Genomic DNA, 7,540 nt, shown 5'->3' with positions numbered 1-7,540 from the left:
GCCGGTCCACCTTAGGGCTTCCCCCCCCGGGGAATGCAGGCCGGGACACCGGGTCGACGATCAGACGGACTCCACGGTCAGCCGCACCCCGGCGCAGGCCTCGAGAACGCGAGCGCGCGCCTCGGCCGGCGACGCTCCCCAGGCCAGGACGAAGCCCGCGTCGCGCGCGGTCAGCACGTCTCCCGGCTCGTGCGGGAAGCACACCTCGGCCACGCCGGGCGCGGTGCTCGCCTCGGCCAGCCCGGCGACGGACTCGAGCCGGCCCGGCCCCGGTCGCAGGAACCGCACCGCCGCGGACCGGGCGACCACCGGCTTCAGCACCGGTCCGTCGGTGAGCATCCGGACCAGCTCCGTCTCGAGGTCGAGGCCCGTGCAGAACTCCAGCAGCGACAACAACCCGCCCGGCTCGAACCAGGTGTGCGCCGACTCGACGCGCGGACCGTCCTCCGTCAGCACGACGGTCACGTGCGCCGGTCCCCGCTCGTACCCGGCGAAGTCGAGCAGCGACGTGGCCGCGGCCAGGACGGCCGCCTCCTGCCGTGAGGGCAGCTCCGCCGGGTGCAGCAGGTGCTCGGGCGACGTCGTGGTGACGCCGACGACCTGGTGCATGCCCTCGAAGGTCAGCGTGGTGACCACGAAGGCCGGCACGTCGGGACCCGGACCGGTCGGACGCGGCCGCTGCTCGACGTCGCGCAGGGCGAAGAACCCGAAGTCCGACATCGCCGCGTCGAGGTCGGAGCCGCCCTCCGCGCGCCGGTACCGGTCGCGCGTCGAACTCACCCTGTCGAGCACCCCGACGGCGGCGGACGGTCCCGGCATCAGCGCCGACGGCCGGCGCAGGCCGTGCGACCGGCCGCAGCGGCACAGCACGTGGTCGATCCGGTTGCGGCGGACCGTCCTGACCACGAGCGCGTCGAGCGCCGCCTGGTCGCCGAGGTCGACGGCCAGCACCGCCCTGGCGGCCGAACCGAGCACCCCGAGCCCGTCCTCGTCGTAGCGGCCGGGGTCGACGACCGCCCAGACGTCGAACCCCTCCTTCACCGCCTTGAGGACGAACCCGGGACTCGGCTGGACCGCGAGAACGCGGATCGGCCACATCGCCTCGGCACCGGAACCCGCGGCACCACCGCGGGTCATCTGACTTCGCTGGCCAAACCCAGCCACGACTCCTCCAACATCAGCTTCTGGTGCCGCGCCTCGGGCCCGCTCGCCGCCCGGACTCCGCCAGGGCACCCCGAGCCGGTCCGGCCAAGCCCCGCGACCCGTGACGCGCGCACCGCCCCCATGTGGTGATTCGGCCGAACCACCACCTCGGACCAGGAGACCCGGTCCGGCAGCGACGCACCTCGTCGTCCCGGTCGTGCGGCGGCGGAGCGGATCGCGCTCGCGCGGCGGTCCGGCGGTCCTCGCCGACGGCCGTGGAGGGCGTCGACGGCGCGGTCCGGCTGTGGCCGGGGTGATCCGCTGCGCCACCGGTGCCTCTCCTCTGCCGGGTCGAACTGGTGCGCCCGGGCACAGTCTTCCCGGGCGCGTTACCCATCGGATCCCCATCCGTACCCGTTCGGGCCCGATCATTCTGCCGCGCTTTCCGGCGTGGTCCAGCAGGGGATGACGCCGAACACTCCGTCGCGGGCGCGGGCGTTCAGCCGGTCGGCGTACCGGTATCGAGGCCGTAACAGCCTGGGAACGACGTGGGCCAGCATGGAGTTCGACACGGTTCCTGCCCGAGTGAGCGGAGTTCCCCGATGTGCCAGAAACTGACCGTTCTCGTCCTCGTGCTGATCGCCGCCCTCGGCGTCCAGACCCCTTCCGCGTCAGCCACGACGGCCGAGGCCGGTGGGGCCACCTCCGCCGTGCTGGGCGGTCCGGTCAGTGGCGGCGAAGGGCCCAACAACTGAGCCCCTGGACAACGTTGTCAGCTGGAGCGCCGGAACGGCACGCCGATCCCGAGCTCGTCGAAGAGCTCGTCGGCCTGCCTCCGGCGCTCGGCCGCGGCGCTCACGTCCCCGACCGCCTCGCAGGCCTGCGCGAGGCCCTGGAGCGCACGGGCCTTCTCGACCTGGTAGTTCGTTTCGGAGGCGATCCGGTGCGCGTTGGTGTGCCATTGCAGAGCGGCCTCGCCGCGACCGTCGTCCAGTTCCAGGCTGCCGAGGATGTTCTCCACCCTGGCCTGCCGGATGGGCGTCCTGCTGGTCCGGCCGAGGGTGACCGCCCTGGCGAACAGGGCCGTGAAGCGGTCGCGGTCGCCCCGGCGGTGGGCCGCTTTGGCGGACAGCGCGAGCACCAGGGCGCGGTCCGCGGCGGGTGAGGCGTCGTCGAGCAGCTCCAGAGCCTGGTCGAGGTACCGCTGGGCTTCCTCGTCCTGGTTCAGTCCGAGGTGGGCGGTCGCGAGGTCCGCCAGGGACACCAGCTCGTTGTCCCTGGCCCCGAGCTCCCGGTTGAGCTCCAGCGCGCGCCGCGCCGCCGCGGCGGCCTCCTCGAAGTGACCCCACTGCTCGTAGAGCGTGCTGAGGTTGGTGAGCGACTCCGCCTCCGTCCGGCTGGCGCCCAGCTCCCGCTTGAGTGAGATGGAATGCCGCAGCCGCGCCAACGCCTCGTCGAACCGGCCCAGCGCGCCCAGCAGCGCACCGAGCACGCCGGTGTCCTTGGCCTCGCCACGCCGGTCGCCGAGCCGCACGGCGAGCTCGAGACCCTCGGTCGCCGCGGTGATCCCGTCGTAGAAGCGCCCGAGCTTCCAGTCCGCGATGGCCAGGTTGGACAGGCTCACCCGCAGCAGGGCGTCGTGGCCGAGCCGGCGCGAAGCCGCGACGGCGATCCCGGCGATCTCCCGGTACTCCTCGAACCGGCCCTTGGCGTCGAGCTGGAAGACGGCGTTGCGGGCCAGCTCCGCGGTGTGGCGGTGCAGGTCCATCCGGTACGCGAGCACCACCGCGTTGCGCAGCGCGTCCTGCTCCCTGGCCAGCCACTTCCGCGCCTGGTCCGCGTCCCGCAGCGGCGGCAGGCTCGGGCGGTAGTCCTGCAGCTCGGGCTCGAGCGCCACCCGGCCGGGGAACGCGAGGTCGCAGGCCAGGTTGGTGGCCAGCACGTAGTAGCCGAGCAGGCGGGAGACCGCCGCCTCGTCCCCCAGCCGGCCGTGGTCACCCTCCCCGTCGTCCTCGGGGTCGGCCTGCTGGCGGCCGAGCCGCCGCGCGAAGCTGCGGACCAGGTCGTGGAAGGCGTAGTAGCTGAGCTCGTGCTGCTGGATCAGGTGCACGTCGAGCAGGTGCTCCATGATCTCCTCGGACTCCTCGACACCGGTGCCGAGCAGGGCCGCCGCCGAGCGGGCCTCGATGTTGTTGTGCCCGGGGTGCAGGGCGAGCAGCCGCAGGGCGGCACGATGCTTCGGGGTGAGGCCCAGGTAGGACAGCTTCAGGGTCAGCTCGACGCTGCGTTCGCCCGACCGCAGCTCGTCGAGCCGGCGCGACTCGTTGCCGAGCCGTTCGACCAGGTAGGCGATCGTCCAGCGTGGCCGGTTGTGCAGCCGTGCCGCGGCGATCCGCAACGCCAGCGGCAGGTGCCCGCACAGTTCCGCCAGCGCGGCGGCGGCCTCCGGCTCGGCGTCCACCCGCTTCTCCCCCAGCGTGTCGGCCAGCATCGCGAGGCTGGCCGACGAGGACATCGTCCCCAGCGAGATCCAGTGCGCGCCGTCCAGGTCGACCAGCCGCACCCGGCTCGTGACCAACATCATCGAGTTCGCACCCGGCGGCAGCAGGGGACGCACCTGCGCGGCGCTGCCGGCACTGTCGAGCAGGAGCAGCAACCGTCGCTGGGCGGCGATCGCCCGCCACTCGGCGATCTTGCCGTGAGCGTCGCCGGGGATCCGGTCGCCCGCCACGCCCAGCTGCCGCAGCAGCGTCTCGGCGACGGAGTCGACGCTCATCGGCGGCTGCTGCGTGAAGCTGCCCAGGTCCACGTACAGCTGCCCGTCGGGGTACTGCTCGGCGAGCAGGTACGCGGCGTGCACGGCCAGGGAGGTCTTGCCGATGCCGCCCATGCCGTCGATCGCCACGATGCGTCCACCCGCCTCGCGCGCGTAGCCGAGCAGGTCGTACATCTCGCGCTCACGACCGGTGAAGTCCCGCAGGTCGTAGGGCAGCGTGCAGGTGGACGCACCGCTCTCGGACACCAGCTCCACAGGGGCCTGGACCTGCTGCGGCACGCTCAGCGACGGGTCGTTGCGCAGGATCGCGTCTCGGAGCTCGGTCAGCCGGACGTCCGGGTCGATCCCGAGTTCGTCGGCCAGCAGGCGGCGCACGGTGCGGTAAGCCTCCAGCGCATCGGCCTGCCGGCCGGACCGGAACAGGGCGAGCATCAACTGGAAGTGCAGGGTCTCCCGCAGCGGGTGCGCGGCGACCAGTTCGAGGAGGTCGCCGACGAGCTCGGAGGCCTCGCCGTTGCCCAGCCGCAGGTCCATCAGCTGCTCGACGGCGGCGAGCCGGCGCTCTTCCAGCGCGGCGGACGCGGCGTCGATCAGCCGGCCGCCGTCACCGGACAGAACGGGCCCGCGCCAGAGTGCGAGCGCCTGCCGCAACAAGGCTTCGGTGTCGGCGGTCGCACCCGCGGCAGCGGTCTCGCGCGCCTGGCCGAGCAGGGTCAGGAACCGGTCGAGGTCGAGATCGACCCAGCCGGTGACCGCCCGGTACCCCGAACCCTCGGTGGTGATCAGCCGTGCACCGCCGGGGATCACCTGGCGCAGTTTCGCGACGGCCTTGCGGACCTGGTGCCCCGCGGTCGCGGGCGGGGAATCGTCCCAGACCGCCTCGACCAGGCGCGGGATCGACAGCACCTGTCCCGGTTCGAGCAGCAGACTCACGAGCACCCGCTCGTGCACCGGGCCACCGAGTCTTATCCGCGTCGTCCCCGCCCAGCACTCGAGCAACCCCAGAATGGTGAACCGCAGCTGTGGGTCAGAATGTGACAACGGTGCATGCTCCAGACTCTTACGGCGCACTCGGCCCGGCGGCGGGCACGCCGTGGCGCAGCTACTGCGAAGACGCCGGACCACACCATCCGGCATCAGCTCGTCCCGCGTTCTCGGGACACAGCAATCAGCGTGTTTTGACCTGAATCCGGAACACCTCCATTCAGCCTATCAGCGATATGCAACCCTGTCGTAACGGCACACTTCCGGACGGTCACGCCTCATCGAACATCAACTCCACATTAGCGTCGATTTCCACTATTCGCACGCACCCTGAATTGCGTCTCATTAGGACCCGAGCATCCCTTAGGACTCCTGCACACCTGCGCTGAGCAGAAGCTTTCCCCAACAGCCGAACACGCACAGGGACAACCGGGCGAACAGGCGAGCGGTCTCCGTCGTCCAATGTCGGAATTGTCGGTTCATCACCACCGGCGCGACCGCGACCAAAGATCGGCCGCATACCACAAACCATCCTCGCCACGCAAAGCATCAAGCGCACCGATACTTTCCCGAAAGCTCTGTCTTCTCGCCACTGATGATTCAGTGGCGACACCGGCCGTCGCATCGGCAACATGTGCCTAAGTACGTGCCGATGACGGTGACGGTCTTGTTCCGCCGGGGTCAGCGGGACCGGCGCTCCGGTGCTGCTCACGTCACGGCAGCCGTACCTCGTCCGATACGCGACTCGCAAGGGTGCCGTGGCGGCGAGTGATCCGTGGGTGCGGTGCTGGTTGTGGTGCTGCTCGTACCGTCAGGAGATTTCCGACGGCCTGTGCCATTCAGTCATGTGTCGGGGTACGCGGCGGTGTCGAGAATGCGCACGCGCGTACTGACGTGGTGAACACCGGCGAGGACGTGGTACCGCGACATCCAACAGGCGCCGAACCGGCGGGCCGAATCAGTGCGTTTCGACCAGCAGACCGTCGGCAGCAGCGACGCGGTGGAAGCTCGCCGCCGACCTGGTCGACGGCCAGGACGACTGCTTCGCCGTCGGCGACGTCAACCACCAGCGGCTGTTCGGCGAGCTGGCGGCGGTGGTCCACCACGGCGGCGCGGGCACCGTGCAGACGGCAGCCGGGGCGGGCGTGCCGCAGGTGGCCGTGCCGATCCAGGTGGGCGACAACCCGTACTGGGCGGGGCGGGTGTCCGCCCGAGGGATCGGCGCGACCACCGACCGAGCGAGGACGGCGGCACGTCTGCTGCTCGACAGCCTCGCGGGCCCGTCGGTCCGTGGTGCCGGACCGGCGGGCCCGTAGACATTCACGACCCGGTCAGAAGTTTTTCTTGGAGACCGTCCACGGGTACTTGGACGCGAGCCCGGACGGATCCAGGACGTAGGAGCGGGCCGTCGCGTTGCCGTTGAGCACCATGTCGAGGAACTGGACGACCGTGGTCATGCCGTCGGTCATCTGGCTGCCGGTGATGAAGCCGACGTGCCCGGCCTGGGGGTGCATGGCGAGCACGGCCGGAACGGTGACCAGGTCGTAGTTGGCCCGCGTGTTGTCGTAGGCGACGTCGGAGGGCCCTCCGGCCATGAACAGGGCCGGCGAGTGGAGCCGGGCGAGCTCGGCGCGGGAGTACCCGAAGGAACCGTCGGCGAACAGACCGCTGTCCAGCGACACCACGGCGGACACCCGGCTGTCCTGCGCGGCGATCAGGGCCTCGATCCCGCCGCAGGAGTGGCCGGCGGCGGCGACCTTCGTCAGGTCGAGCCGCTGGGACAGCGGTGCCCCCGACCGGTTCTGCTCCCGCTCGGCCCACGTGATCGCGCCGGTCAGCAGCGACGGGATCGGAGAGCCGCTCGGCACACCGTTGGCCGACCCGTCCGCCGAACCGGTGTCCACCACGACGACACCCTTCGACGCGATGAACGTCAGCGCCCTGGTGACCTCGCTGTTGTCCGTGTGCGCGCAGGCGCCGTTCCCGAACACCAGCACCGGCATCGGCACTCCCACGGCTTGCGGGTTCGCCGGGCGGAACACGGTGTAGCGGTTGTCGCCGTAGGCGGCCTCCCGGCTGACCGGGAAGTTGTTGTCCACCAGGGCACCGCCTCCCGTCGGCGGATCCGTCGGCGAGCCGGTGCAGGCCGCGCCGTTGAGCGTGAACGCCGACGGAACGGCCGGGGTGGTGCCGGAGGTGGCGTTGAAGCCGAAGGACACCGTCCCCCCGGTGGCGACGGCGCCGTTCCACGACGCGTTGGTCACCGACACCCGCGCGCCCGACTGGGCCGCGGAACCGTTCCACAGCTGGGTGATCCGCTCGTCACCGGCGAACGTCCACGCCACCTGCCAGCCGGTGACCGGACTGCCGAGGTTCGTGACCGTCACGGCCGCGCCGAACCCGCCTGGCCACCGCGAACTGATCGCGTAGTCGACCCGGCATCCGGTGGCGGACGGCGCCGCCGCCGCGACCGGGCCGGCCGCGGTCGACGCTGTGGTCACCGCGGCGGCGAGCGCCACGGCGAGCCGGACACGGGGAACCGTCGTGAACACAATGATCTCCTCGCTCGGGATCGACAGCGGCGGCGATCGGCTGGGAGCGCTCCCAGTCAGCCCTCGGACTGTGTGCTCATAGCGG

General features: G+C 71.4%; 5 protein-coding genes. 2 read left to right on the top strand and 3 right to left on the bottom strand.

Going from position 1 to position 7,540, the window contains the following annotated elements; genetic code table 11:
- Window positions 1–60: 60 nt before the first annotated feature.
- On the bottom strand, window positions 61–1,137 hold the full coding sequence (locus ACFWV3_RS26235) for a hypothetical protein (RefSeq protein ID WP_382414644.1): 1,077 nt from the start codon (window positions 1,135–1,137) through the stop codon (window positions 61–63).
- Window positions 1,138–1,745: 608 nt separating this feature from the next.
- Between ACFWV3_RS26235 and ACFWV3_RS26230 the strand changes: the two genes are divergently transcribed.
- Window positions 1,746–1,898, top strand: a complete 153-nt coding sequence (locus ACFWV3_RS26230) for a hypothetical protein (protein WP_382414642.1) — start codon at window positions 1,746–1,748, stop codon at window positions 1,896–1,898.
- Window positions 1,899–1,915: 17 nt separating this feature from the next.
- Here the strand turns inward: ACFWV3_RS26230 and ACFWV3_RS26225 are convergent, their stop codons facing one another.
- Complete coding sequence (locus ACFWV3_RS26225; protein WP_382414640.1) at window positions 1,916–4,918, bottom strand: BTAD domain-containing putative transcriptional regulator; 3,003 nt, start codon at window positions 4,916–4,918, stop codon at window positions 1,916–1,918.
- Between the two features lie 1,004 nt (window positions 4,919–5,922).
- Between ACFWV3_RS26225 and ACFWV3_RS26220 the strand changes: the two genes are divergently transcribed.
- Window positions 5,923–6,219, top strand: a complete 297-nt coding sequence (locus ACFWV3_RS26220; RefSeq protein WP_382414654.1) for a glycosyltransferase — start codon at window positions 5,923–5,925, stop codon at window positions 6,217–6,219.
- A 15-nt stretch (window positions 6,220–6,234) separates the two neighbouring features.
- Here ACFWV3_RS26220 and ACFWV3_RS26215 read toward each other — a convergent pair whose 3' ends face one another.
- Window positions 6,235–7,455 (bottom strand): cellulose binding domain-containing protein, encoded by a 1,221-nt coding sequence (locus ACFWV3_RS26215; RefSeq protein WP_382414638.1) that lies wholly within the window; start codon window positions 7,453–7,455, stop codon window positions 6,235–6,237.
- Window positions 7,456–7,540 lie beyond the last annotated feature (85 nt).

Origin of the sequence: Lentzea sp. NPDC059081, assembly GCF_042738015.1 — a bacterium.
Lineage (GTDB): Bacteria > Actinomycetota > Actinomycetes > Mycobacteriales > Pseudonocardiaceae > Lentzea.
This window is presented reverse-complemented; position numbering and strand designations above follow the sequence as displayed.